The 22,676-nt window shown below is 75.8% G+C and carries 22 protein-coding genes; 11 read left to right on the forward strand and 11 right to left on the reverse strand.

Annotated features, from left to right (window positions below):
• Position 1: 1 nt before the first annotated feature.
• The gene (locus tag Sya03_RS05610) at positions 2–571 is read right to left on the reverse strand and encodes a TetR/AcrR family transcriptional regulator (RefSeq protein WP_203937093.1); all 570 of its coding nucleotides are present in this window, start codon (positions 569–571) and stop codon (positions 2–4) included.
• Between the two features lie 105 nt (positions 572–676).
• Here Sya03_RS05610 and Sya03_RS05615 point away from each other — a divergent pair, with 105 nt between their 5' ends.
• On the forward strand, positions 677–1,639 hold the full coding sequence (locus Sya03_RS05615) for an alpha/beta hydrolase family protein (RefSeq protein WP_370872181.1): 963 nt from the start codon (positions 677–679) through the stop codon (positions 1,637–1,639).
• On the opposite strand, the gene Sya03_RS30780 is transcribed toward Sya03_RS05615, so the two are convergent.
• Entirely contained in the window at positions 1,636–2,049 is a 414-nt protein-coding gene (locus Sya03_RS30780) for a cupin domain-containing protein (RefSeq protein ID WP_308442130.1), read from the reverse strand. The two genes, Sya03_RS05615 and Sya03_RS30780, sit on opposite strands and share 4 nt — an antisense overlap.
• Before the next feature lie 130 nt (positions 2,050–2,179).
• Positions 2,180–3,460 carry an MFS transporter gene (locus Sya03_RS05625; protein ID WP_203937095.1) on the reverse strand — a complete coding sequence of 427 codons (1,281 nt, stop codon included), beginning with the start codon at positions 3,458–3,460 and terminating at the stop codon, positions 2,180–2,182.
• Positions 3,461–3,536: 76 nt separating this feature from the next.
• On the opposite strand from Sya03_RS05625, the gene Sya03_RS05630 reads away from it, so the two are divergent.
• Together Sya03_RS05630 and Sya03_RS05635 are read left to right on the forward strand one after the other, a co-directional pair.
• Positions 3,537–4,184 carry a GntR family transcriptional regulator gene (locus Sya03_RS05630; RefSeq protein WP_203937096.1) on the forward strand — a complete coding sequence of 216 codons (648 nt, stop codon included), beginning with the start codon at positions 3,537–3,539 and terminating at the stop codon, positions 4,182–4,184.
• An 80-nt stretch (positions 4,185–4,264) separates the two neighbouring features.
• The gene (locus Sya03_RS05635; RefSeq protein ID WP_203937097.1) at positions 4,265–4,738 is read left to right on the forward strand and encodes a hypothetical protein; all 474 of its coding nucleotides are present in this window, start codon (positions 4,265–4,267) and stop codon (positions 4,736–4,738) included.
• Here Sya03_RS05635 and Sya03_RS05640 read toward each other — a convergent pair.
• Genes Sya03_RS05640 through Sya03_RS05655 form a run of 4 tightly spaced genes read right to left on the reverse strand, consistent with a single transcriptional unit; the run spans position 4,735 to position 8,930 of the window.
• A complete protein-coding gene (locus Sya03_RS05640; RefSeq protein WP_203937098.1) occupies positions 4,735–6,249 on the reverse strand; it encodes a tripartite tricarboxylate transporter permease in 1,515 nt (504 codons plus the stop codon). The two genes, Sya03_RS05635 and Sya03_RS05640, sit on opposite strands and share 4 nt — an antisense overlap.
• Position 6,250: 1 nt before the next feature.
• Positions 6,251–6,859, reverse strand: coding sequence for a tripartite tricarboxylate transporter TctB family protein (locus Sya03_RS05645; protein WP_203937099.1), 609 nt, complete (start codon positions 6,857–6,859; stop codon positions 6,251–6,253).
• On the reverse strand, positions 6,856–7,881 hold the full coding sequence (locus Sya03_RS05650; protein ID WP_203937100.1) for a tripartite tricarboxylate transporter substrate binding protein: 1,026 nt from the start codon (positions 7,879–7,881) through the stop codon (positions 6,856–6,858). The genes Sya03_RS05645 and Sya03_RS05650 overlap by 4 nt, the downstream gene beginning before the upstream one ends.
• A 26-nt stretch (positions 7,882–7,907) precedes the next feature.
• Entirely contained in the window at positions 7,908–8,930 is a 1,023-nt protein-coding gene (locus tag Sya03_RS05655; RefSeq protein WP_203937101.1) for a GlxA family transcriptional regulator, read from the reverse strand.
• A gap of 101 nt (positions 8,931–9,031) precedes the next feature.
• Between Sya03_RS05655 and Sya03_RS05660 the strand changes: the two genes are divergently transcribed.
• Together Sya03_RS05660 and tsaA are read left to right on the forward strand one after the other, a co-directional pair.
• Positions 9,032–9,826, forward strand: a complete 795-nt coding sequence (locus Sya03_RS05660; protein ID WP_203937102.1) for an alpha/beta hydrolase — start codon at positions 9,032–9,034, stop codon at positions 9,824–9,826.
• A gap of 15 nt (positions 9,827–9,841) precedes the next feature.
• Entirely contained in the window at positions 9,842–10,252 is a 411-nt protein-coding gene (gene tsaA / locus Sya03_RS05665; protein ID WP_203937103.1) for a tRNA (N6-threonylcarbamoyladenosine(37)-N6)-methyltransferase TrmO, read from the forward strand.
• A 4-nt stretch (positions 10,253–10,256) separates the two neighbouring features.
• Here the strand turns inward: tsaA and Sya03_RS05670 are convergent, their stop codons facing one another.
• Positions 10,257–11,336 carry a M15 family metallopeptidase gene (locus Sya03_RS05670; protein ID WP_203937104.1) on the reverse strand — a complete coding sequence of 360 codons (1,080 nt, stop codon included), beginning with the start codon at positions 11,334–11,336 and terminating at the stop codon, positions 10,257–10,259.
• Positions 11,337–11,507: 171 nt separating this feature from the next.
• Between Sya03_RS05670 and Sya03_RS05675 the strand changes: the two genes are divergently transcribed.
• The 3 genes from Sya03_RS05675 to Sya03_RS05685 all read left to right on the forward strand — a co-directional run bounded on the left by Sya03_RS05675 (position 11,508) and on the right by Sya03_RS05685 (position 14,948).
• Positions 11,508–11,831: a YciI family protein gene (locus Sya03_RS05675; protein ID WP_203937105.1), complete on the forward strand. Its 324-nt coding sequence runs from the start codon at positions 11,508–11,510 to the stop codon at positions 11,829–11,831.
• Positions 11,828–13,060 carry an RNA polymerase sigma factor gene (locus Sya03_RS05680; protein ID WP_203937106.1) on the forward strand — a complete coding sequence of 411 codons (1,233 nt, stop codon included), beginning with the start codon at positions 11,828–11,830 and terminating at the stop codon, positions 13,058–13,060. The genes Sya03_RS05675 and Sya03_RS05680 overlap by 4 nt, the downstream gene beginning before the upstream one ends.
• A gap of 97 nt (positions 13,061–13,157) precedes the next feature.
• Complete coding sequence (locus tag Sya03_RS05685; protein WP_239107138.1) at positions 13,158–14,948, forward strand: serine/threonine-protein kinase; 1,791 nt, start codon at positions 13,158–13,160, stop codon at positions 14,946–14,948.
• 9 nt (positions 14,949–14,957) lie between these two features.
• Here Sya03_RS05685 and Sya03_RS05690 read toward each other — a convergent pair whose 3' ends face one another.
• The 3 genes from Sya03_RS05690 to Sya03_RS05700 form a co-directional block, all read right to left on the reverse strand.
• Positions 14,958–16,961, reverse strand: a complete 2,004-nt coding sequence (locus Sya03_RS05690) for a GGDEF domain-containing protein (protein WP_203937107.1) — start codon at positions 16,959–16,961, stop codon at positions 14,958–14,960.
• Positions 16,962–17,176: 215 nt separating this feature from the next.
• A complete protein-coding gene (locus tag Sya03_RS05695) occupies positions 17,177–18,037 on the reverse strand; it encodes an SDR family NAD(P)-dependent oxidoreductase (RefSeq protein ID WP_203937108.1) in 861 nt (286 codons plus the stop codon).
• 37 nt (positions 18,038–18,074) lie between these two features.
• Positions 18,075–19,586 carry a S8 family serine peptidase gene (locus tag Sya03_RS05700; RefSeq protein ID WP_203937109.1) on the reverse strand — a complete coding sequence of 504 codons (1,512 nt, stop codon included), beginning with the start codon at positions 19,584–19,586 and terminating at the stop codon, positions 18,075–18,077.
• A gap of 200 nt (positions 19,587–19,786) precedes the next feature.
• Here Sya03_RS05700 and Sya03_RS05705 point away from each other — a divergent pair, with 200 nt between their 5' ends.
• The 3 genes from Sya03_RS05705 (at position 19,787) to Sya03_RS05715 (ending at position 22,674) form a co-directional block, all read left to right on the forward strand.
• Entirely contained in the window at positions 19,787–20,878 is a 1,092-nt protein-coding gene (locus tag Sya03_RS05705) for an NAD(P)/FAD-dependent oxidoreductase (protein ID WP_203937110.1), read from the forward strand.
• A 75-nt stretch (positions 20,879–20,953) separates the two neighbouring features.
• Positions 20,954–21,874, forward strand: coding sequence for an ABC transporter ATP-binding protein (locus Sya03_RS05710; RefSeq protein WP_203937111.1), 921 nt, complete (start codon positions 20,954–20,956; stop codon positions 21,872–21,874).
• Positions 21,871–22,674 carry a hypothetical protein gene (locus tag Sya03_RS05715; RefSeq protein WP_203937112.1) on the forward strand — a complete coding sequence of 268 codons (804 nt, stop codon included), beginning with the start codon at positions 21,871–21,873 and terminating at the stop codon, positions 22,672–22,674. The genes Sya03_RS05710 and Sya03_RS05715 overlap by 4 nt, the downstream gene beginning before the upstream one ends.
• Positions 22,675–22,676: the final 2 nt, after the last annotated feature.

A 22,676-nucleotide genomic window follows, 5' to 3' on the forward strand; every position in this document is an offset into this window, starting at 1 on the left:
GTCAGTGGGCGAGTGGCCGGAGTCCGTCCAGGAGCAGGGTGATCAGCCGGCCGGGGTCGTAGTTCTCGTCGCGGCCGCCGATACACAGATTGCCGATGCCCCGCATGAGTTCGTACGCCTCGACGGCCGGCCGGATCTCGCCGGCGGCCGCCGCGGCCGCGAGCAGGTCCGCGCACACCGGGACGAGCCGGTCCAGGAAGTAGGCGTGCAGGGCGTGGTAGCCGGCCGCGTCGGACTGCAGCATGTCGGCGAGGCCGTGCTTGGTCGCCAGGAACCGGACGAACTGGTCGACCCACTCGCGCAGCGCCGCGGCCGGGGAGCCGAGGTCGCGCAGCAGGGCCGGGCCCGCGTCGGCGCACGCCTCGACCTGGTGCCGGTAGACGGCCAGCACGAGGTCGGTCCGGGTGGGGAAGTGCCGGTAGAGGGTGCCGACCCCCAGGCCGGCCCGGTCGGCGATCTGGCGGACCGGTGCGTTCACGCCGGTGGTGGCGAACACCTCCGCGGCGGCCGCCAGCACCGCGTCCTGGTTGCGTTGCGCGTCGGCGCGCCGGGCGGGTCCCTGCGTCGGCACTGCGTCCTCCCGGGGTTGCTAAACGGAACAACGTTCCATATATTCGGAACGTCATTCCGTTTGACTCTAGACCACCCGAGAGGATCCGTCGTGAGCGCTGCGACCATTCCCGCCCCGCACGAGGCCGGGGTCACCCCGCCGACGCTGTCGTTCGTCCCCGTGGTGCTGCCGTCCCCCGGCCGCGCGGTCGACCTGGCGGTGCGCGTGACGGCGCCCGCCACCGGCGACCGGCTGCCGATCATCCTGCTCGCCCACGGCCACGGCCCGTCGAACTACGTGTCGTCGTACTACGGCTACGCGCCCCTCGCCGACCACTACGCGGCGCACGGCTTCGTGGTCGTCCAGCCGACCTTCCTGGACTCCGCGATGCTGGGCCTGCGCGACGCCGACGACCCGGACGCGCCGCTGTACTGGCGCCGGCGCGCCCTCGACATGCGGCAGATCATCGACGACCTCGACGCGATCGAGGCCGCGGTGCCGCTGCTGGCGGGGCGCGCCGACCGGGACAGGATCGCCGTCGTCGGGCACTCGATGGGCGGCCACACCGCCTGCCTGCTGCTCGGCGCCCGGCTCACCGACCCCGCCGACGGCTCGGTCGTCGACCTGCGCGACCCGCGCATCACGGCCGGCGTGGTCATGGCCGCGCCGGGCCGCGGCGGCGACGCCCTCAGCGCGTACGCGGCCGAGCACCACCCGTTCCTCGGCGAGCCCGACTTCTCGACGATGACGACGCCGGCGCTCGTGGTGGCCGGCGAGAACGACGACGTCCCGTACCTGACCACGGCCGGGCCCGGCTGGTCCGTCGACCCGTACACGCTGTCGCCGGCCGGGACGCTGCTCACCGTCCTCGGGGCGGAGCACGGCCTCGGCGGGATCGCCGGCTACGACCTGCGCGAGACCACCGACGAGCACCCGCGCCGGGCCGACATGGTCCGCCGCGTCACCGCCGCCTTCCTGCGGGCGCGGCTGCTCGGCGACGACGCGTCCTGGCGGGCGGCGGTCGCGACCGTGGGCGCCGGCCCGGAGCCGCTCGGGCGCATCGAGAGCAAGGAGCCGCGGCCGGCCTAGGTGGTCAGCCCGTACCGTTCGACGATCGCCGGCAGCCAGTCCGGCTCCTCGAACTCCAGCCCGTAGCGCTCCACCAGGTCGCCGCCGTCCCCGGCGGCCGCCGGGCCGGCCGCGATCAGCTCCGCCACCTCGCGGAAGAAGTGCTCGAAGCCGGCCGGGCTGATGATCTCGATGATCCGGGCGGGGGTCGGGCCCGCGTTCCACATCGCGTGCAGCTCGCCGCGCGGCTTGGCGATGTAGCCGCCCGGGCCGAGCACCACCTCCCGGTCGTCCGAGCGGAACCCGACCTCACCCTCGGTGACGATCGAGTACTCGTCCTCCCGGGTGTGCCGGTGGGGCGCGACCAGCGCGCCGACCGGGAACGGCTGCTCGACGACGGCCAGCGCCCCGCCGGTGTCCTCGCCCCACAGTTGAAGTGCACGCCGATGTCGCCGAGCTCACCCGCGAGCCCGCCGCCCGGCTGCACCACGGTCAGCCGCGCCCGGTTCGAAGTCGTCATGCGACGTGGGTACCGCACGCCCGGGCCGCGGGCCACCGAATTCACGCGGGCCGGGTCGTGCGCTGCCAGGCCAGGGCGGGGATCAGCAGCAGGGCCAGCATGCCGCCGCCCAGCGCCAGCGTCGCGAAGCCGGCGGCGTCTGCGATGAGGCCGGACGCGGCGCCGCCGCCCGCGCCGGCGATCGCGATGAGCACGTCGACGCTGCCCTGGGTCCGGGCGCGGGTCTCGGGGGCGGTCGACTCGACGATGTAGGCGGTGCCGCTGATGAGGCCGACGTTCCAGCCGAGGCCGAGCAGGATCAGGGCGAGGGACAGGCCGATCGTCGAGTCGCCGGGGCTCACGGCGGCGACCACGCCGGCCGCCAGCAGGGTGACGGCGGCGGCGACGGCCATCGGGGCGGTGCCGAGGCGGTCGACCAGGCGCCCGGTCAGCAGCGAGGGCAGGAACATGGCGGCGATGTGCAGGCTGATGACCAGCCCGACCTGGCCGAGGCTGTGCTGGTGGTGGCGCATGTGGACCGGCGTCATCGTCATGATCGCCACCATGGCGACCTGGGTGAGGACCATGACGGTCGCGCCGACGGCGACGCCGGGGTTCAGCGTCCGGCGGCGCGCGGCGGGGACGGCCGGGGCCGGGCGGGCGTCCGCGGGCGGCGCGGCCTGCCGGGCCAGGCGCAGCGAGACGAGGTACGGGTCCGGGCGCAGGAAGGCGAACAGGACGGCGCCGGCGAGCCCGTACGCGACGGCCGCCAGGGCGAACGGGCCGGCGAGGGCGGGCAGGCCGGCGGCCGTCGCGAACCGGCCGAGCAGTTCCACGGACAGCGGGCCGCCGACCGCCCCGGCCGTCGTGGAGACCATGGCGATCGACACGGCCGTCGCGCGGCCGCCGGGCGGGGCCAGGTCGGTGCCGGCGTAGCGGGCCTGGAGGTTCGTGGCGGTGCCCGACCCGTAGACGACCAGCGAGACGAACAGCAGCAGCGGGCTGCCGGCGACGGCGGCGACGACGATGCCGGCGGCGCCGGCGGCCCCGGCGGCGAACCCGGCGGCGAGCCCGCCGCGGCGGCCGGCGCGCTGGGAGAGGCGGCCGACGGCGAACGCGGCCAGCGCCGACCCGAGCGTGAACAGCGCGGCGGGCAGCCCGGCCAGGCTGTCGTCGCCGAGCATGTCCTGCGCCAGCAGGGCGCCGACGGTGACGCCGGCGGCCAGGCCCGCGCCGCCGAAGACCTGGGACACGACGACCACGGTGAGCGTGCGGCGGTGCAGGGCGCGCACGGCCTGCTCGGTGAGGGGCTGTTCCGCTGCGGGTGTGGTGGTGGCGGCCATGACGACTCCCGGTTGCTCGGCGACGCTCACTCGTACCCTAGTTGTATCCCAGTTGGATGTCAGTAGGATTGGCGGCGTGACCGACACCCAGCGCGCGGCGAGCGCCGCCGAGCGCGCCCACGCCAGCATCCGGGCCGCCATCATGCGCGGCGAGCTCGCCACCGGCAGCATGATCAGCGAGAACGAGCTGGCCGCCACCCTGTCGATGAGCCGCACCCCGGTCCGGGCCGCGCTGACCCGCCTGCAGGACGAGGGCTGGGTGACCATCTACGCGCAGCGGGGCGCGCTGGTCCGCGAGCTGACCGCGGACGAGGTGCGCGAGTCGGCCGAGACCCGCAACGCCCTGGAGTCCGCGGGCGTCCGCCGCGCCGACCCCGCCCAGCGCGCCGGGCTGGCCGCGCGGCTCGCCGAGAACCTGGACCGGCAGGATGCGGCGCTCGCGGGCGGCGACCTGCACGAGTTCGCCGTCGCGGCGATGCGGTTCCACCGCGCCTTCGTCGAGCTGGCCGGCAACGGCACCATGCTGGCGATCTACGACCGCCTCCAGGACCGGCAGTTCCTGTCCATCCTGCGCAGCGCCGGCCGCATCTCCGGCGACCCGCAACTCGTCACGGCCGAGCACCGCGAGCTGCTCGACCACGCGTCCCGGGGCGACTGGGCGGCCTTCGCCGCGGCCCTCGACGCCCACCAGGCCCGCAGCCACGGCCTGCCCACGGCCTGGTAGGAGGCGGAACCGGGCAGGCATCGTGCAGATGCGGTGAAGACCGTTGAGCGCGGAGATCCGGATGCGCCACCGTGGCGGCCATGGATGTCCCCCTCGTCGCGGCCGCGGCCGTCGTCCTGCTCTCGCCGGCGCTGGTGATCGCCGGGCGGGTGCTCTGGCAGGTGGTCCGGCGCCGCAGGCCGCTGCCCGGCGTGCTGCTGGGCCCGGGGCTGCTCGCCGGGGTCGCCCTGACCGCCCTCGGCTACGCGGCCGTCGTGTACGCGATCGGGTTCCTCTCCGGGTTCTACGTCCTCGACCCCGACCAGATGTGCGCCGCCGCGGCGGGCTTCTACTCCGGGCGGCCCGGCCCGCCGGACAGCTCGTGGACCGGCATCGACTACGGCCACCTCCCGCTGCGCCGCACCTGCCGGTGGGCGGGCGGCACCACCCACGAGCTGGTGCCGGGGTGGGTCAACCCGCTGTGGTCCGCGCTGCTGGCGGTGGCCTGGGCCGCCCTGCTGGCCCGGCCGCTCGCCACCCTCGTCGCCCCGCGGTGGCTCGGCCGGACGCGCTAGCGGCCCGCCCCGGCGGGCGCGGCGCTGCGGCGGCGCCGGCGCAGCACGGCCAGCGTGGGCGGCAGGAACAGGGCCAGCACCACGACCGACCACAGCACGATGTTGATCGGGCCGCTGAGCAGGATCGACGGGTCGCCCTCCGAGATGGACAGCGCGCGGCGCAGCTGCTGCTCGGCCAGCGGCCCGAGGATCATCGCGATGACCGCCGGGGCGACCGGGACGTCGGCCAGCCGCATGAGCAGGCCCAGCAGCCCGAGCAGGTAGAGCAGCAGCAGGTCGGTGGTCGTGCCGCCGGCCGCGAACGTGCCGAGCGTGGCGAACACCAGCACGCCCGCGTAGATGCTGTACGCGGGGATGGTCAGCATCCGCGCCCACATCTTCACCAGCGGCAGGTTCAGCACCAGCAGCATGAGGTTGCCGATGTACAGGCTGGCCAGCAGCGTCCAGACCAGCGGCCCCGACTCGCTGAACAGCTGCGGGCCGGGCTGCAGGCCGTACGACTGGAAGGCGGTGAGGATCACCGCGGCCGTGGCCGAGGTGGGCAGGCCGATCGTGAGCAGCGGCACCAGCACGCCCGCCGCGGCGGCGTTGTTCGCCGCCTCCGGCCCGGCGAGCCCCTCGATCGCCCCCTTGCCGAACTCGTCCTTGTGCTTGGACAGCCGGCGTTCGACGCTGTAGCTGAGGAACGTGGGCACGTCGGCGCCGCCGGCCGGCAGGCTGCCGATCGGGAACCCGAGCGCGGTGCCGCGCAGCCACGCCGGCCACGAGCGGCGCAGGTCGGCGCGCGACAGCACCGCCCGGCCGCGGACGGGCTCCACGGTGGCGCGGCCGGTGCCGGCCAGCAGGTGGCCGAACGTCTCGCCGAGCGCGAACAGCGCCACGACGAGGATGACGACCTCGATGCCGTCGAGCATGGCGGGGACCCCGAACGACAGCCGCGGCTGGCCGGTCTGCGCGTCGATGCCGACCAGGCCCACGGTCAGCCCGATGGCGAGGCTGGCGAAGCCCTTGACCAGGTTCGGCCCGAGCAGGGCGGCGACGGTGACGAACGCGACCGCCATGAGCGCCACGTACTCCGGCGGGCCGAAGTTGAGGGCGAAGTCCGCCACGAACGGCGCGACGAACGTCAGCCCGAGGGTGCCGATCGTCCCGGCGACGAAGCTGCCGATCGCCGCCGTGGCCAGCGCCGCCGCGGCCCGGCCGGACCGGGCCATCTTGTTGCCCTCCAGCGCCGACATCATCGACGCGGTCTCGCCGGGCGTGTTGAGCAGGATGGACGTGGTGGAGCCGCCGTACATGCCGCCGTAGTAGATGCCGGCGAACATGATCAGCGCGCTGGCGGGTTCCAGCCGGAACGTGGTGGGCAGCAGCATCGCCACGGTCAGGGCGGGGCCGATGCCGGGCAGCACCCCGACCGCCGTGCCGATGGTGACCCCGATGAACGCCCACACCAGGTTCGCGGGCGTCAGCGCGTCGCCGAAGCCCTGCAGCAGGGACTGCAGCTGCTCCATGTCAGAACCCCCACGGCCCGGCCGGCAGGGCCAGCCCGATGAGCCGGTCGAACACGAGGAACACCACGCCGGCCAGCGTCCAGCCGTAGGCGGCGGTGCGTACCGGGTGCGGCGCGCCGAGCAGCAGGGCGGCGCCGGTGAACAGCAGGGCGGAGGAGACGACGTACCCGGCGAACGGCAGCAGCAGGGCGAACGCGACGAGCAGCGCGACCATCGCGGCCAGCCGCAGCAGCCGCCGGTGCGGCAGCGCCTGCCGGGCGGTCGCCGAGCGCAGCCGGGTGACGGCCTGGAGGACGAGCAGCGCCCCGAGCACGCCCAGCAGGATCCCGGCGGCGGTCGGGGCCGCGGCGGGACCGACGACCTCGTCGCTGGGCCGCAGCGAGGCGGCGTCGACGAGGACGACGACCGCCCCGACCAGCATCACCGCGCCGAGCGCCGCCGACGCCAGCAGCGTGCTGCGGTCGTGCTCGCCGTGCGCCGGCAGGGCGTGCTCGTCCTCCGGCGACAGCGTCGCGTGGGCCACCATCGGGATCGACGGGGCGAGCGGGTTGGGCTCCAGCAGGCCGGAGCCGGCCGGCGGGTCAGCGGGAGCGTCGTCCCGAGCGCTCATCCGATCCCCATCTCATTCAGCACCTGCGCGATGCGGCGCTGCTCGGCCGCCACGAACGCGTCGAACTCCGGGCCGGCCAGCGTCGCGTCCAGCCAGCCGCGGCGCTGCAGCGTCTCCGCCCACGCCTGCGACCGGGTCATCTGGACGACAAGGTCCTGCAGCGTGCGCCGCTCCTGCTCGCTGATGCCCGCCGGGGCCACCACCGCCCGCCAGTTCTCCAGCTCCACGTCCACCCCGGACTCACGCAGGGTGGGCACGTCGGGCAGCGCGGGCAGCCGCTGCGGGCTGGACACCGCCAGCGCCCGGATGTTGCCCGCCCGGATCTGCGGCGCCAGCTCCGACACCCCGGACACCGCCGCCGTCGCCCGCCCGGACAGCACCGTGCTGAGCGCCTCGCCGCCGCCGGAGTGGGCGATGTAGTTCGTCTTCGCCGGGTCGCCGCCCACCGCGCGCGCCACCAGCCCGGCCAGGATGGTCTCCACGCCGCCCGCCGAGCCGCCCGCGATCGACACCGAGCCGAGGTCGCGGCGCATCTGCGCGGCCAGGTCCTCCATCGTGGCCACCGGCGAGTCCTTCGCGACGACGATGACCTCGTAGTCCGTCGTCAGCCGGGCGAGCGGGGTGGTCGCGGTCAGCGTCACCGGGGAGTCGTTGCTCTCGATGGCGCCCACCATGACCAGGCCCATCACCATCAGCTCGGTGGGCTGGCCGGCCAGCCGCGTGTACTGGCTCAGGCCCACGGTGCCGCCCGCGCCGCCCACGTTGTACACCTCGGTGCGCCCGACCAGGTCCCGCAGCGCGGTCTGCATCTCCCGCGCCGTCTGGTCCCAGCCGCCGCCCGGCGACGCCGGCGCCATGATCCGCAACTGCCGCCCGTTGAGCAACTCCCGGGCGCTCGCGGCTCCCGGCGGCTCGGCGGACGTCAGCGTCGTGACGACGAGGACGACGGTCACCAGGGCCGCGGCGACGAACGGTCCGGCGCGGCCGAGGCGGCGCCGCAGGACAGCTGACGGGTGCTGCATAGACGACCACCCCTTGAACGACAGTGTCACCAGGGCATGCGGCGCGACCTTTCGGCGTGTTCAGTGTTCCGGTCGGCGGTGGGCCCCGCAACACCGCGGAACGTGTCGCGGTACGCCCGCGGGGTCGTGCCGGTGTGGGTGAGGAAGTGCCGGCGCAGCGCCTCGGTCGAGCCGAACCCGGCGGCGTGGGCCACCTGGGTGACGGTCAGCTCCGAGTCCTCCAGCAGGACGCGGGCCCGTTCCACCCGGCGGCGGGCGATCCAGCCGGCCAGGCTGTCGCCGGTCTCGGCGCGGAACCGCCGCTCCAGCGTCCGCGGGCTCATGTGCGCCTGCGCCGCCGCCCGCTGCAGGGTGAGCGGTTCGGCGAGGTGCTCGGTGAGCCAGTCCAGCACCGGCGCCAGCGGGCCCGACGCCGGCCGGGGCGCCGCCTTGGCGTACTGGCCCTGGCCGCCGGTGCGGTGCGGCGGGCTGATGAGCACCCGCGACACGTCGTTGGCGTAGGACTGGCCGTGGTCGTGGCGCAGGACGTGCAGGCACAGGTCGGCGGAGGCCAGCATGCCGCCGGACGACAGGATCTGGCCGTCGTCGACGTACAGGGCGTGCTCCAGCAGGTGCGCGCGCGGGAACGCGGCGCGGAACTCGTCGGCGAGCGCCCAGTGCGTGGTGACCCGCCGGCCGTCGAGCACCCCGGCCTGGCCGAGCACGAACGCCCCGGCGCACAGCGACACCAGCCGGGCGCCGTCCTGGGCGGCCCGCGCGACGGCGGCCAGCACCGCCGGGTTCTGCGGCGCCCAGGGCGCCTCGAGGCCCGGCACGACGACGGTGTCGGCGCCGGCGGCCCAGTCGATCGGCTTGAGGTCGGCGATCGTGAAGCCGAGCGACGTGGGCGTGGGCGCGTCGCCGCAGACGCCCACCTCGTACGGCGCCTCGGGCTCGTGCCGGATCTTGGAGAACACGGAGGGCCGGCGGCCGAACGCCTGCACGGCCACGGCCAGGTCGAGCACGAAGGTCCCGCCCAGGACGATCATCGCCACCCGATGGCGCCGCACCGTCGCCACCTCCGTGACCCGATTCGTGGGAAGTATGGCGTTCAGCGTAGTGCCGCCGCACCGGTGTGCGTCGATGCTCGAGCCATGGAAACGGACCGCGCATGAGCACCGTCGTTCTCGTCCACGGCCTCTGGGTGACCCCGCGCAGCTGGGAGCACTGGGTCCCGTACTACGAGGCCCGCGGGCACACCGTGATCACCCCGGCCTATCCCGGCTTCGAGGTCGAGGTGGAGGCCCTGCGGGCCGACCCGTCGCCCATCGCGGCCGTCACCGTGCCGGAGACCGTCGCCCACCTCGAGAAGATCATCACCGCGCTGCCGGAGAAGCCGATCATCATGGGCCACTCCTTCGGCGGCACGCTCACCCAGCTGCTGCTCGACCGCGGGCACGGCGCGGCGGGCGTCGTCATCAACTCCGCGCCGCCGGAGGGCATCCGGGTCAACCCGCCCTCGCAGATCAGGTCGCTGTTCCCGATCCTCAACAACCCGGCCAAGCGGCACCGGGCCGCCGGGTTCACCCCCGAGCAGTGGCACTACGCGTTCACGAACACGCTGTCCGAGGAGGACTCGCGCGCCGCGTACGACCGCTACGCCATCCCGGCGCCCGGGAGCTGGGTGTGGGCGTACGGCCTGCTGGCCAACGTCACGCCCGGCAGGCAGGAGACCTGGGTCGACTTCCGCAACGCCGGCCGGGCGCCGCTGCTGTTCATCGCCGGCGGCGCCGACCACATCATGCCGCCGTCGGTGAACCGGTCGAACGCCGCGCACTACAAGGGGGAGAACACCGTCACCGAGTACGTCGAGCTGCCCGGCCGGTCGCACTGGACCTGCGCGGAGCCCGGCTGGGAGCAGGTCGCGGACCGGGCCCTCGACTGGGCCCTCGCGCACGCGCGCTGACGTACCGTCGTCGGCATGCCGGATGTCGAGCTCACCGTCGTCGGCCGGGTCGAGTCCCCGCTGGACGACCCGGCCGCGGCGCCGCGGCAGGCCGACGAGGGTGCGCCGCCGGCGTGGCTGGTCTTCGACGGCCGGTACGCCGACGCGCTGGGCGATCTCCGGCCCGGCGCGGAGATCCTCGTGCTCACGTGGCTGCACCGGGCCGACCGGGGCGTCCTGCGGGTGCGCCCGCGGGACGACCCGGCCCGGCCGCTGACCGGCGTGTTCAGCACCCGGTCGCCGGACCGGCCGAACCCGATCGGCCTGCACCGCGTCACCGTGCTCGCCGTCGACGGCTGTCGGGTGCGGGTGGACGGGCTGGAGGCGGTGGACGGCACCCCGGTGCTCGACGTCAAGCCGGTGCTGGGCCCGAGCGGCGAGCGCTGACGGCTCAGCCGCCCGTGATGGACCAGTGCCAGGGCTCCGACGGCAGGTTGACGAAGCCGTACCGGTGGGCGTAGAGCTTCAGCCACTTGAAGGCCGGGCTCGTCGAGGTGAGGCTCCGGCCGCCGGAGGTGACGTCGACGGCCAGGGCGATCTCGTGCAGCGAGCGGCCCGGGATCGCGGTCGGCACGCGGCACGACGAGGCCGGGGCCGTCCAGATGTCGGGGCAGCCGTTGATCCTGCGCAGTTCGATCTGGCGCTGCTTGGTGCGGAAGCCGCCCGCCGAGATCTGGATGCCGGCCCGGGCCGCGTCGTCGACCATGCGCTTGTAGGCGTACGCGACGCTGCGGTGCACCGTCGTGCCGTACACCAGGGTGGTGTCGGCCGTGGTGAAGACGGGCCGGACCGAGGCCACCACGGAGTGGCTGACGGCGGCGGCCTGGGCGGCCAGCTGGGCGGGGGTCTGCAGGGCCGCGATGCGCCGCTGCGTCGCCACCACGGCGGCGGCCGTGGCCCCGACGGTGGTGGCGGCGGTGTTCGCCGCGGCGGTGGCGGCGGCCGCGGCGCGCCGCGCGGCGGTCAGGGCCGTCGCCACCTTCCCCGCCCGGGTCTGCCGCAGGGTGTGCAGGTTCTCGGCGGCGGTCACCGCGTTCTGGGCGCGGGTGAGGTTGGCCTTCGTGCGGGGCCGCACCTCGGCGAGCCGCTGGCGGGCGTCGGCCAGGTTCTGCCGCGCGGCGAGCAGCGGCGGGCGGGCGGCGTCGAAGGCGGCGGTCGCGCCGGCCAGCTGCCGCTCGGCCGCGGCCTGCGCCGCCCGGGCCGCGGCCAGCGCGTTGGTCTGGGTGCGCTGGTTGGTCTGCTGGACGGCGAGGGTCTGGCGCAGCTGGTAGGCGGTCGCGACCACGGTCAGGCTGCGGTACATGTAGCTGGACCAGGTCTGCGCGGCCACCGGCACGGCGGCCTGGGCGGGCGCCGCGCCGGCGGTCGCTCCGGTGACCGCGAGCGCCGCGACGACGAGCGCCGTGGTGACGGCGCGGCGGGCGAGGGTACGGACATGGCGGTCGGGCAGGTGTTCCTGTCGCTTCGTCACCTGGCGAGAATCGACGCCGCGGGGTGCGGGGGAGGCCGTTGCCGGGAGCAGCCTGGTTGCGACGGGCCTGAGAGGATTCCGGCGCGGGGTGTCGGATCGGGGCCCCGGCGTTCGTAGCAGGGTGGGAGGCCGCCACGAGGGCGCCTCCGGACCGGCAGGAGATGACCCGCGATGCAGTACCTGTTCTCCGTCGTCAACGACAGCGCGGACCTCGCCACCGCGGACGAGATGGCCGCCATCGACGCGTTCAACGACCGGCTGCAGGCCGAGGGCCACTGGGTCTTCGCCGGCGGGCTCGGCGGGCCCGACTCGGCCACCGTCGTCGACAACCGCGGGACGGACGCGCTGGTCACCGACGGGCCGTTCGTCGAGACGAAGGAGTTCGTCGTGGGCTTCTGGATCGTCGAGGCCGCCGACCTGGACGTGGCGCTCGCCCTGGCCGCCGACGGCTCCCGGGCGTGCAACCGCAAGGTCGAGGTGCGGCCGTTCCGGTGACCGGCGACGACGTCCGCGCGGCGATCATCCGCGCCCACCGCGAACAGTGGGCGCGGGTGGTGGCCGCCCTGGCCCGCCGCTTCGGCGACCTCGACGTCGCCGAGGAGGCTGCGGCCGAGGCGTTCGCGACCGCCGTCGAACGGTGGCCGGCCGACGGCGTGCCGCCCAACCCGGGCGGCTGGCTGACCACCACCGCCACCCGCCGGGCCATCGACCGGCTCCGGCGCGAGAGCAGGCGCGACGACAAGCACAGAGAGGCGCGGCTGGTGTACGACGACGACCCGCCCGTGGCTCCCGGCGTCATCGACGACGAGCGGCTCCGGCTGATCTTCACCTGCTGCCACCCGGCGCTCGCGCCGGAGGCCCGGGTCGCGCTGACGCTGCGCATGGTCGGCGGGCTGACCGTGCCCGAGATCGCCCGGGCGTTCCTCGTGCAGGAGGCCGCCATGGGGCGGCGGATCACCCGGGCCAAGTCGAAGATCAGGACGGCGGGCATCCCGTACCGGGTGCCGTCGGCGGCGGACCTGCCGGCCCGCGTCTCCGGCGTGCTCGCGGTCCTGTTCCTCGTCTTCAACGAGGGCTACCTGGCCACCGGCCCCGGCGCCGACCCCGTCCGGCACGACCTGACCGCCGAGGCGATCCGGCTCACCCGGCTGGTCCGGGCGCTGCTGCCGGACGACGGCGAGGTGGCCGGGCTGCTGGCGCTGATGCTGCTCACCGAGGCCCGCCGCGCCGCCCGGGTCTCGGCCTCCGGCGAGCTGGTCACGCTCGACCAGCAGGACCGCGGCGCCTGGGACGCGGCGCTGATCGCCGAGGGCCACCGGCTGGTGCGCGAGCGGCTGGCCACCGGGGTGCCGCCGGGCCGCTACCAGATCCTCGCCGCGATCAACGCCGTGCACACCTCCGCCCGCGACGTCCGCGACACCGACTGGTCGCAGATCGTGGCGCTGTACGACCAGCTCGTTCGCGTGGACCGCTCGCCCGTCGTCGCCCTGAACCGGGCCGTCGCCGTCGCCGAGCTCGACGGGCCCGAGGTGGCCCTGGCCGCCGTCGACCGGCTGGCGGGCGCGCTGTCCGGTTACCACGCCTTCCACGCGACCCGCGCCGACCTGCTGCGCCGACTGGGGCGCAGCGACCTCTCCCGCGCGGCGTACGACCGGGCCGTCGAGCTGGCGGGCAACGCCGCCGAGATCGCCCACCTGACCCGCCGCCGCGACCAGCTGGGGTAGCCGGGCCGGGGTACGCCCGGGCACAGTCGGGCCGCCGGCCTGCCGCGTGCGGGTACGTTGATCGGGAGCGGTGTACCGGCAGCAAGGGAGCGCAGTGGTGTCTCAGCCCGCCACCCCGCGCAGCGGTCCGCTGCGGCAGGGCGACCCGGCGCGCCTGGGCCGCTACGAACTGCTCGGGCGGCTGGGGTCCGGCGGCATGGGCGTGGTGTTCCTCGCCCGCGACGAGGCCGGCCGGCGCGTCGCCGTGAAGGTCGTGCACGCCGACCTGGCCGGCGACGACGAGTTCCGGCGCCGGTTCCGCTCCGAGGTCGAGCGGGCCCGGCAGGTGCCGCCGTTCTGCACCGCCGAGCTGATCGACGCCGACACGGACGCGCCGCGGCCGTACCTCGTCGTCGAGTACGTCGACGGGCCGTCGCTGGCGCAGGCGGTCGACGAGCAGGGCCCGCTGACCGTGGCGAACCTGCACGCGGTCGCGATCGGGGTGGCCACGGCGCTGACCGCGATCCACGGCGCCGGCATCGTCCACCGCGACCTCAAGCCCCGCAACGTGCTGCTCGCGCCCGGCAGCCCGAAGGTGATCGACTTCGGCATCGCCCGCGCCCTGGAGGCGACCAGCCAGAACACCCGCACCGGCCAGCTCGTCGGCACGGTCGCGTACATGGCGCCCGAGCGGTTCGCCACCGAGCCGGGCACCCCGCTCACCCCGGCCGCCGACATCTTCGCCTGGGGCTGCGTCGTCGCGTTCGCCGGCACCGGCCGCACCCCGTTCCAGGGCGACTCGCCCGCCGCGACCGCGGCCCGCATCCTCACCCAGGCCCCCGACCTGCGCGGCCTCGACGGGCCGCTGCGGCACCTCGTCGAACTGTCGCTGGTCACCGACCCCGCCGAGCGGCCCACCGCCCGCGACCTGCTCGACCTGCTCATCGGCAGCGGCGCGCAGCGCTCCGCGCAGCTCGTCGAGGCGCTCGAGCAGCAGCCGGCGCTGCGCCGGGCCGCCACCCAGATGCAGGGGGCCGCCACCAGCGGCGTGCACCAGCACATGGCGCACCTGCCCGCCGGCGACGACGCGGCGGACACCGAGATCACGCCGCACGTCGTCGCCGTGCCCGGCCGGCACGTCCAGCGGCACGCACAGCGGCGGGCCGGGCGCGGCCGCCGCGCGCTGGTCGCGGTCCTGGCCGTCCTCGGCGTGCTGACCGCGCTGGGCGCCGGCTTCCTCGGCGTCCGCGCGGCGGGCGTGTTCGACGGCAGCGCCGCCTCGCCCGGGCCGTCCGCCACGGCCGGGCCGTCGGCGGCGCCCGCGCCGCGGATGAGCCTGCCCCCGGGCGAGCCGTTCATCGTCGACGCGCTCACCACCCGCGGCCAGTGGACCGGCACCTTCGTCGTCGGGGAGGAGGGCTCGAACTGCGACGTCACCGACGGCGCCCTGCGGGTCAACCGGGTCGCCCCCGGGTTCTTCACCTGCGCCGGGCCGGAGAAGCAGCTCAGCGGCGACCACACCATCGCCGTCACGGCGCGCATCGAGCAGCCCGGCACCTGCCTCGGCGTCTGGCTGTACTGGAGCCAGGAGCGCAGCTACCAGCTCACCGCCTGCGAGGACGCCTTCCGGATCGCCGTCGACCGCGACGGCGCCGTGTCGTACGTGCTGCGCGACGTGCCGCTCGCCGCCACCCTGCCCGTCGGCCAGGACGTGCGGCTGCAGGTCGTCGTCCGCGACGGTGTCGTGCGCTTCGGCCACGACGACGTCCAGGTCGCCGAGGCGCCGCTGCCCGAGGCCGACATCGACCGCGGCCGCCCCATGATCGGCCTGGTCAGCGCGCCCGGCGACGACACCCCGCCGTACGGCGCCACGTTCAACGACATCGAGGTCCGCACCCTCACCCCGTGAGGGGCCGCTCTAGGGGCGGGTCAGCGACGGGGCCGAGGCCTCCCGGGGCGCCGTGCGGCCCGGCTTCTGCGCGTACAGCTCCGCGTCGGCGTGCGCGTACAGCGCGTCGAAGTCCGCACCGTGCAGGCCGCGGACGGCGGTGCCGACGCTGACGGCGGTCCGGGCGGCCAGCGCGGCGCGCAGCCGGTGCGCCGCCGCGGCGGGGTCGGCGTGGCCGGTGAGCAGCACGACGAACTCGTCGCCGCCGAGACGCCCGACCAGGTCGGAGCCGCGCACGTTCGCCGCGAGCGTGGCGGCGACCCAGCGCAGCAGCTCGTCGCCCGCGGCGTGGCCCAGGCTGTCGTTGAGCCGCTTGAAGCCGTCGAGGTCGAGCAGCAGCAGGGCGACGGCGCCGCCGCCGCGCAGCTCGGCCTCGAAGCGCTCCTCGAAGCCGCGCCGGTTGACCGCGCCGGTCAGGGCGTCCGTGCGGGACAGCTGGGTGAGCAGGCGGCGCTGCCGGGCCGCCGCCCGGCCCTGGGCGGCGCAGACCGCCGCGGCGCCGGCCATGCCGAGCAGGTTCGCCGCCACGTACCAGCCGCTGGGGGCGCCGCCGACGACGGCGATGCCGACGTAGAGGCCGCCGACGCCGGTCAGGACCGGCACCGCCACCCGGATGGGGGCGCCCAGGGCGATGAGCGGCAGCGGGGTGAGGGTGCCCAGCGCCAGCGGCGAGCCGGCGCCGCCGTCCAGCACGGCCACCGCGGCGCCCAGCGGGAACAGCAGGACGGCGATGACCATCAGCACCCGCAGCGCGGCGCGCGACCGGCTCAGCCGCGGCGCCGCCGCCACCAGGGCGAGGCCGGACGCGCAGCCCAGCGCGCTCAGCGCGGCGAGCGCCCCGCGGTGCGGCGCGCCCGCGGTGAAGAACGCCACGTACAGCAGCCCGATGGAGAAGTTCGTCGCGGCCATCCAGCCCATGTCGGCGATCGACCGCAGCCGGCGCTCGTGGCGGGACACGCGCACGGCGCGGCGCCGGCCCGCCGCCGCCCGCGCCACGGCGACGGCCTCCGCGGTCGGCGGCACGGACCGCCGCCGGGCCTTGTCGTGGTACGTGCGCGCGTCGGCGGCCCGGATCAGCTCGTCCAGGCCGGCGCCGTCCGCCGGGTGGCAGGCGTACCCGACGCTGGCCGGCGTCACCGGCGCCAGCGCCTCCTGCAGCCGCCCGGCGACGGCCGCGGCGGCCGGCCCGTCGGTGTCCGGCAGGACGACGGCGAACTCGTCGCCGCCGGTGCGGCCGACCGTGGCGCCCTCGCCCGCCACGGCCGCCACCGTGCGGGCCGTCCAGGCGAGCAGGTCGTCGCCGGCCTGGTGGCCGTACGTGTCGTTGACGCCCTTGAAGCCGTCTAGGTCGGCGACGAGCACCGCCAGCGGCCGGCCCGTCCGCGCCGCCTCGTCGAGGCCGGCGCCGAGGCTCTCCTCGATGCCGCGCCGGTTGAGGCAGCCGGTGAGCGGGTCGACCCGGGAGATGGTGGCGAGCCGGCGGCGCAGCGACACCAGGGTGCCCGCGTGCGTGAGGCACAGGTACGACATGCCGCCGAACGCCAGCGTGTAGACCAGCGGGTAGCCCAGCGACACCGGCTCGCCGAGCAGCGCGACCGCCCAGTAGAGGGCCAGCGCCGTGGCCGCGATGACGAGGAAACCGCGGGGCGGGGTGATCAGCGCGAAGAAGATGAGCGCGACCGGCAGCAGCGCCCCGAGCGGGCCCGCGACGCCGCCGCTGAGGTGGGTGACGCCCGCCAGGCAGCCGAGGCTCGCCAGGGCGCCCGCCCAGCGCAGCGGGGTGCGGGCGCGCGACCGGGCCACCGCGTCCGCCCGCCACCACAGCAGCCCGCTGACCGCCATGGCGGCCGCCGACACGGCCAGCATCGCCGGCCGGTGCGGGCCGCCCCAGGTGGCGAGCGTGTAGGCCATCGCCAGCCCCGGCCCGGCGAACCCCTGCCGGCCGCCCGTGCGGATGGCGGCGGCATGGGGCACCGGCCGAACCGCCTGCGCGCCCGACACGCCCATCACCTGTCACCCCTCCGGCGGTCTCCCGATGAGGAGAATCGTCCTGAGACGGGCGATCATGAGCGTTTCGCACGTCATCGCGGAGTCGTTCACCAGCCACGGTACGTCCCCACGGGCCCCCGCAGCGCCGAACGGCCGGGCAGGCTTCGCTTCCCGTCCGGGCGATGCCGCCGCGCCCGGGCTCAGGCGCCGTCCAGCAGCGGCGGCCGCTGCGCGAAGTGCTCCCGGGCCGACATCGCCCGGGTGCCGTCCACGTCGGTGAAGCCGTACCGCTCCGCCAGCTCCGCCACCACGAGGCACCGGCCGCGGTGGCGGGCCACGTCCGGGTCGGCGGCCAGCGCGGCCACCGCCCGGCCCACGAACCGCGGCGACTCCGAGTTGGACAGGTCGAAGTAGTCGGCGGCGCGCATGACGCCCTCGGTGCGCACCAGCCCCGGGTAGACCCCGACCGCCGTCACGCCGCGCGGCTCCAGCTGCGCCGCGGTGGCGGCGACCAGCCGGTCGTCGGCCGCCTTCGCCACGCTGTAGGCCACCTGGTCGTCGGCGCTGGGGTAGCTCCCCGGGAAGAACGACACGGTGGCCACGAGGGACCCCGGGCGAAGCAGCGGCACGGCCAGCACGGTGGCGGCGTAGTGGGCGCGCACGCCCGCGGCGAACATGTCGTCCCACACGCTCAGCGGCTGCTCCCAGAACGGCCCGGACATGTCGGCGTAGCGGTCCTCGTGGTACGCGGCGTAGCCGCCCCACACGTTGTTCACCAGCACGTCGAGCCCGCCGCTCTCCTGCCGCACCCGGTCGAACAGCGCCGCCACCTGCGCGTCGTCGGTGTGGTCGCACACCACGCCGACGCCGCGCCCGCCGGCGGCCGTGACCGCCCGCGCCGTCTCCTCGACGGTGCCGCCCACGCTCGGGTACGTCACCCGCCCGTCGGTCGACCGGCCGGTCACGTAGACCACGTGACCGGCCGCGCCGAGCTCGACGGCGATCCCCTTGCCGACCCCCCGGCTCGCGCCGGTCACCACTGCCACCCGCTGCTGCGTCATGGCGCCCACCGTGCCAGCGGGGTACGACACTCCGAGGTCAGCGCCAGGCGCTGGTGGACCAGCCGTTGTCCTTCCACGTCGACGAGGACCAGTAGCGGCTCGACCAGGTCGTCGAGGACCAGGCGCGGCCCGACCAGGCGCGGCCCGACCAGGCGCCGTCGCCCCAGGTGCGGTTGCTCCAGTTCGTGCCCGGCCAGGTGGCGCCGGCCCACGTCCTCGACGCCCACGAGGTGCCCGTCCAGCCGTCGCCGGCGACGCGGTGGCCCATCCACAGGCCGCCCTTCCACGCCGTGGCGGCCTTGGAGGCGGCGGCCCAGCCGCGGGCGTCGTGGGCGCCGTAGACGGTGCGTTCGCCGGTCAGCGGGGTGGTGTCGTCGAGGACCTGGATGCTGCCGCGGGCGGCCTGCAGGGAGCCGAGGCCGGTGGACGCCTGCTTGACGGCGGTGGCCCGCGGGACGCTGAGCGTCAGCGCCGTCGCGATGTTCAGCTCGCCGCCGGTGTACTTGGCGGCGTCGCCGCGCATGCGGGTGGAGGAGTTCTGCAGCCAGATCTTCAGCGACCGCGGCGTGGTGGCCGGGGCCTTCTGCAGCAGCAGGGCGGCGCCGGCCGCGACGACGGCGGTGGCCTGGGAGCTGCCGCTGCCGCGGAAGTGCGTCTCGCCGACGCGGGCGGACGGGTTCGTCGTGTCGACGTAGGAGCCCGGGTTGCGCAGGGACACGATGGACTCGCCGGGCGCGACGACGTCGAGCGGGGCGAGGGGGTCCACGGAGGTGAAGGTGGACAGGGTGTCGTCGGCCTGGGTGACGGTGCCGTGGGTGGCGGCCGAGCCGACCGTCACCACGGAGTAGTTGAGGCTGGGGGAGTTCAGCCGGCCGGCCGCCGCGCCGTTGTTGCCGCCCGCGACCATCACGAGCATGCCGGCCTTCGTGGCGTTCTCGACGGCCAGGAACAGCGGGTCGTCGGCCCAGCTGGCGTTCGCGTCGGTGCCGTACGCCAGGCAGACGATCCTGATGGGGTTGGCGGGGTCGTCGTTGCGGTGCTGGGCGAGCCAGTCGAGGGCGGCGATGACCTGGGAGACGTCGGCGGCGCCGTTCGCGGTGCCGACCTTGATCGAGGTGAGCTTGGCGCCGGGGGCGAGCCCGGCCACGATGCCGGCCAGGTGCGTGCCGTGGCCGTAGGCGTCGAGGTAGCGCTGGCTGTCGGCCTGCGAGTCGATGGACAGGTCGGGCCCGTTGACGACCTGCTCGGCGGGCAGGCCCGGCACCGGCACCACGCCGGTGTCGATGAGGGCGATGCCGACGCCCTTGCCGGTCAGCCCGGCCGCGGCGGCGCGGTTGCTGCCGATCGTGGCGGCGACGTCGGCGAGGGTGTTTCCGGTGCCGGACGCCCACTGCGCCGACGAGAACGGCGACATCGGGGTCCGGGCCGGCGCGGCCGCCGGGCCGGCCGCCGTGGCGCCCGCGACGGGGGCCGACAGCAGGCCGCCGACCACGGCGGAGGCGGCGGCGACGGCCGTCGCCAGTGCGCGCTTGCGGTGTGCCAGGAACATCGGGTGCCTCCATCGCGGGACTCGCAGTGAGCCGACCATCGGCGGGCGGTCCGGGTCCGCGACCACTCCGGGCCGGATTCGGCGGCGCGGGGGAGGCCCCATCGGCCGGACGGCCAGGGTGGTGGCGGCCTGGGGAGAGTGCGTGAAGGTGTTGTGACGGCGGCCGCCGGGCGGGCCGGGCGGGGCTACGGTCGGCGGCCATGGAGATCGTGGACGTGCTGGTCGTCGGGGCCGGGCTGGCCGGGTTGCACACCGCGCGGCTGCTGGCCGGGCAGGGCCACGACGTGCTGGTCGTCGACCGCCGCAGCACCCTGGACGCGGGGATCCGCACCACCGGCATCTTCGTCCGGCGCACCCTGGAGGACTTCGCGCTGCCCGCCGCACACCTGGGGCCGGCGATCCGCCGGGTCGTGCTGTACCCGCCGTCGATGCGCCGGCCGGTCGAGCTGGTCAGCGCCCGCGACGAGTTCCGGGTGGCCGACATGGCCGGCGTCTACGCCCACGCGCTGGCCCGGGCGCGGGAGGCGGGCGCGCGGGTGCGGCTCGGCGTGGCGTACCCGGTGGCGGGGGTGGCCGCCCGGTTCACGGTGGGGGCGGACGGCGCCCGGTCGACGGTGGCGCGGCGGCTCGGGCTGGACGTCAACCGGCACCTCATCGTGGGCGCCGAGGAGGTGTACCCGATCGCCGCGGGCGGGTCGCCGCCGACGTTCCACTGCGTGGTGGACCCCCGGCTGGCGCCGGGCTACCTGGCCTGGGCGGTCGACGACGGGCGGCACGCGCACGTCGGGCTGGCCGGGCGGGCGGACCGGCTGGCGGGCCCGCTGCCGCGGCTGGTGCGCACGTTCGCCGACGGCTTCCCGGGGTTGCCGGCGGCGACCGGCCCGGTGCGCCGCCGGGGCGGGCCGATCCCGGTCGGCGGGGTGCTGCGGCGGCTGGCCTGCCCGCAGGGGCTGCTGGTCGGCGACGCGGCCGGCGCGGTGTCGCCGCTGACGGCGGGCGGCCTCGACCCGTGCCTGCGGCTGTCGGAGCTGGCGGCCGCGGTGGCGGGGGACTACCTGCGCAGCGGGGACGCGGCGGTGCTGCGGCACTACGACGGGGCGGCGCTGCGGGCGCGCTTCCGGACCCGGCTGCTGCTGCGGCACGCCCTGTCGGGGGTGCGGTCGCCGGCGGCCGCCGAGGCCGCCTTCGCGGCGCTGCGCACCCCGCCGGGCCGCGCGGCGGCCGCCCGGGTGCTGTTCGGCGACGGCTCGTTCCCGGACTCGCGGCTCACCTGGCGGACGGCGCAGGCCTGACGGTTATTGACTTTCGATAGCAAACGATTGATAGTCGATCAGTCACCGAACCGTCCGACGAGCGAGGGAACACCGATGATCGAGGTCCGCGGGCTGACGAAACGCTACGGCGACGTGCTCGCCGTCGACGACCTGAGCTTCGACGTCCAGCCCGGCAAGGTCACCGGGTTCCTCGGCCCCAACGGCGCCGGCAAGTCCACGACCATGCGGATGATGCTCGGGCTCGACCGGCCCACGTCCGGCACGGCGCTCGTCAACGGGCGGCCGTTCGCCGCGCTCGCCGAGCCGCTGCGCGAGGTCGGCGCGCTGCTCGACCCGGGCTCCGTGCACCCCGGCCGCAGCGGCCGCAACCACCTGCGGGTCGCCGCCCGCACCAACGGCATCCCCGAGCGCCGCGTCGAGCAGGCCATCGAGCTGGCCGGGCTCGGCAGCGCCGCCGGCCGCCGGATCAAGGGCTACTCGCTGGGCATGCGCCAGCGCCTCGGCATCGCGGCCGCCCTGCTCGCCGACCCGCGCATCCTCGTCTTCGACGAGCCCATCAACGGCCTCGACCTCGACGGCGTCCGCTGGATCCGCGGGCTGCTGCGCCGGCTCGCCGACGAGGGCCGCACCGTGCTGGTCTCCAGCCACCTGCTCAGCGAGATGCAGCAGACCGCCGACCGGCTGGTCGTCATCGGCCGCGGCCGGCTCATCGCCGACGCCACCACCGACGAGATCCTGCGCGGGCTGGGCAACCTGCAGGTGCGGGTGCGCACGTCCGAGTCCGGCCCGCTGCTGGCCGGCCTGCAGGCGAAGGGCTTCACCGCCCAGCGCGTCGACGACAACGAGTTGCAGGTGGACGACACCACCGCGGAGCAGGTCGGCGACCTCGCCCACGCCCTGCAGGTGCCGGTGCACCACCTGACCGAGGTCCAGCAGTCGCTGGAACACGCCTACATCGCCCTGACCAGCGACCACGTCGAATACCACGGCGGACGGCCGGAGGAGACCCGATGACGACCCTGACCGCCGCCCCCGGCACGTCCACCCGCGACACCTCCACCGGGCGCGTGCTCGCCCGCGCCTGCGCCGCCGAGTGGACGCGGCTGTGGACGGTCAAGGCCACCTGGTGGTTCCTGGCCGCCGCGGCCGTCGTCATGCTCGGCATCGGCACCATCGCCGGGCTGGAGGCGGCCGGCGACGCCGATCCGCCGCAGGGCGACCCGGCCTGGGCGGTGTCGCGGATCAGCGCCATGCCCGCGCAGTTCGCGCTGCTGGCGCTCGTGCTGCTCGCCGTCACCTCCGACTACGCCACCGGCGGCATCGTGCCCGCTCTGCAGTGGACGCCGCGCCGCACCGTCCTGTTCGTGGCCCGCGCGCTGGTGACCGTCGGGACCGCCACCGTCGCCGGCGTGCTGCTGGCGGCCGGGTCCGCCGTCGCCGCCTTCACCGCCGCCCGGCCGCTGCTGCGCCTGCCGGTGGACGAGGGCCTCGACGTGCTCGGCACCGTCGCGGTCGTCCTCGCCGCGGGCGCCGCGCTCGCCGTGGGGCTCGGCTTCCTGCTGCGCAACGCCGCGGGCGGGCTCGTCACCGTCTTCCTGCTGATGCTGCTGCTCCCGCTGCTGCTGCCGCAGTTCGGCTACGAGTGGATGACCGAGCTGGCCCTCGTCCTGCCCGGCACCGGCGCGGCGCACCTGCTGCTCGGCGAGGTGCCGGGCATGACGACCACCTCGTCGTCGGTGGTGCTCGCCGCCTGGGCGGTGGGCGCCGTCGCGCTCGGCTGGGCACGCCTGGTGCGCGACGACGCCAACCGGTGAAC

This window comes from Spirilliplanes yamanashiensis (genome assembly GCF_016863475.1).
Lineage (GTDB): Bacteria > Actinomycetota > Actinomycetes > Mycobacteriales > Micromonosporaceae > Spirilliplanes > Spirilliplanes yamanashiensis.

Excerpts from the sequence above, each read along its gene's own strand:
- Sya03_RS05705 (WP_203937110.1), top strand. The coding sequence starts at position 19,787 with ATGGAGATCGTGGACGTGCTGGTCGTCGGGGCCGGGCTGGCCGGGTTG.
- Sya03_RS05645 (WP_203937099.1), bottom strand. The coding sequence starts at position 6,859 with ATGAGCGCTCGGGACGACGCTCCCGCTGACCCGCCGGCCGGCTCCGGC.
- Sya03_RS05710 (WP_203937111.1), top strand. The coding sequence starts at position 20,954 with ATGATCGAGGTCCGCGGGCTGACGAAACGCTACGGCGACGTGCTCGCC.
- Sya03_RS05650 (WP_203937100.1), bottom strand. The coding sequence starts at position 7,881 with ATGCAGCACCCGTCAGCTGTCCTGCGGCGCCGCCTCGGCCGCGCCGGA.
- Sya03_RS05675 (WP_203937105.1), top strand. The coding sequence starts at position 11,508 with ATGCAGTACCTGTTCTCCGTCGTCAACGACAGCGCGGACCTCGCCACC.
- Sya03_RS05625 (WP_203937095.1), bottom strand. The coding sequence starts at position 3,460 with ATGGCCGCCACCACCACACCCGCAGCGGAACAGCCCCTCACCGAGCAG.
- Sya03_RS05695 (WP_203937108.1), bottom strand. The coding sequence starts at position 18,037 with ATGACGCAGCAGCGGGTGGCAGTGGTGACCGGCGCGAGCCGGGGGGTC.
- Sya03_RS05660 (WP_203937102.1), top strand. The coding sequence starts at position 9,032 with ATGAGCACCGTCGTTCTCGTCCACGGCCTCTGGGTGACCCCGCGCAGC.
- Sya03_RS05640 (WP_203937098.1), bottom strand. The coding sequence starts at position 6,249 with ATGGAGCAGCTGCAGTCCCTGCTGCAGGGCTTCGGCGACGCGCTGACG.
- Sya03_RS05635 (WP_203937097.1), top strand. The coding sequence starts at position 4,265 with ATGGATGTCCCCCTCGTCGCGGCCGCGGCCGTCGTCCTGCTCTCGCCG.
- Sya03_RS05700 (WP_203937109.1), bottom strand. The coding sequence starts at position 19,586 with ATGTTCCTGGCACACCGCAAGCGCGCACTGGCGACGGCCGTCGCCGCC.
- tsaA (WP_203937103.1), top strand. The coding sequence starts at position 9,842 with ATGCCGGATGTCGAGCTCACCGTCGTCGGCCGGGTCGAGTCCCCGCTG.
- Sya03_RS05715 (WP_203937112.1), top strand. The coding sequence starts at position 21,871 with ATGACGACCCTGACCGCCGCCCCCGGCACGTCCACCCGCGACACCTCC.